Source organism: Paenibacillus sp. Aloe-11, from assembly GCF_000245715.1.
Taxonomy (GTDB): Bacteria; Bacillota; Bacilli; order Paenibacillales; family Paenibacillaceae; genus Paenibacillus; species Paenibacillus kribbensis.
The window spans coordinates 1-1101 of record NZ_JH601042.1 but is presented as its reverse complement, the minus strand read 5'-3'; the positions used below and the strand labels follow the sequence as shown (position 1 = coordinate 1101).

Annotated in this window: 2 protein-coding genes and 1 pseudogene; 1 reads left to right on the top strand and 2 read right to left on the bottom strand. The window is 43.2% G+C overall.

Going from position 1 to position 1101, the window contains the following annotated elements:
- Together WG8_RS27675 and WG8_RS01860 are read right to left on the bottom strand one after the other, a co-directional pair.
- Positions 1–298: sigma factor (locus WG8_RS27675; RefSeq protein ID WP_007428346.1), on the bottom strand; the 298-nt coding region annotated here is incomplete at its 3' end.
- Positions 299–317: 19 nt separating this feature from the next.
- Positions 318–761: a carboxymuconolactone decarboxylase family protein gene (locus tag WG8_RS01860; protein ID WP_007428345.1), complete on the bottom strand. Its 444-nt coding sequence runs from the start codon at positions 759–761 to the stop codon at positions 318–320.
- Positions 762–911: 150 nt separating this feature from the next.
- On the opposite strand from WG8_RS01860, the pseudogene mscL reads away from it, so the two are divergent.
- Positions 912–1070, top strand: a pseudogene (gene mscL / locus WG8_RS01855) (large conductance mechanosensitive channel protein MscL); the annotation flags it as partial.
- Between the last annotated feature and the right edge of the window lie 31 nt (positions 1071–1101).

Genomic DNA, 1101 nt, shown 5'->3' with positions numbered 1-1101 from the left:
CAAGCGGCTCCGGCAGCCATTGTCCAACATACGTCTCTCTTTGCTTACGTGCAGAGTTCAGCAGATTCAGACACCGATTCATCGTCATTTTGGCTACATAGGCTTTGGGATTCTGTATGTCATTCAGGGGCTTATTCTCCAGCTCGACAAAGCAGTCTTGAACTACATCCTCGGCATCTGTAACCGTTCCAAGCATGCGATAAGCAATGGCAAACGAATATTTGCGATATTTTTGATACAGCTCCTCCAGACTTAAATCCACCGATTCCTGTTCAATCCCTTGTTCTTTGCCAGTCAAAGCGTGGCCCCCTGTTCTATTAGAGACTACCCGGATACATCCCTGTCGCTATGGCAATCCGGTTCCAGCTGTTAATAACGTTAACCGCCATAATTAAATCCACATATTCTTCCTCGCTAAAATGCTCTCTGACCCGATTATACAAATCCGTAGGCACCCCTTGTTCCGAGATACGGGTAACGGCTTCAGCTAATTCAAGCATAGCACGTTCTTTTTCCGTGAACAAAGGAACCTCGCGCCATAAAGCAAGCTGTAAAATGTGATCCGCATAATCCCCCAGCTTGAGCAAATCCTTGGCATGCATATCCAGACAATAGGAACATCCATTGATTTGGGATACTCTAATTTTCAGCAGCTCGTACAATACCTTGTCTGCAAAACGGCCGGAAATATATTTTTCCATCTCCATCATCGCCTTAAACGTGCTTGGACTCACTGTTCTGTAGTTGAATCTTAAACTCACGATCATCGCCTCCATTATTGGTTTACATCTAGAAGACAAATGAACATGTGATTTTGTGACAACATGCAATACATCAATTTGGAATTGCCCTTAGTCGACATAGCATGTATTATAAATAAATGATTTTATGAAAAGCAGGTGAGCACTTACATGAGCGGAAAAGGTTTCATTAAAGAGTTTAAAGAATTCGCTGTGCGGGGTAACGTGATTGATCTCGCGGTCGGTGTGATCATCGGTGGAGCGTTTGGCAAGATTGTCACTTCTGTAGTCAACGATATTATTATGCCTCCGATTGGCAAACCAAGTGGTACATAGGTACAGAGTTTTAATAAAAAAGAGC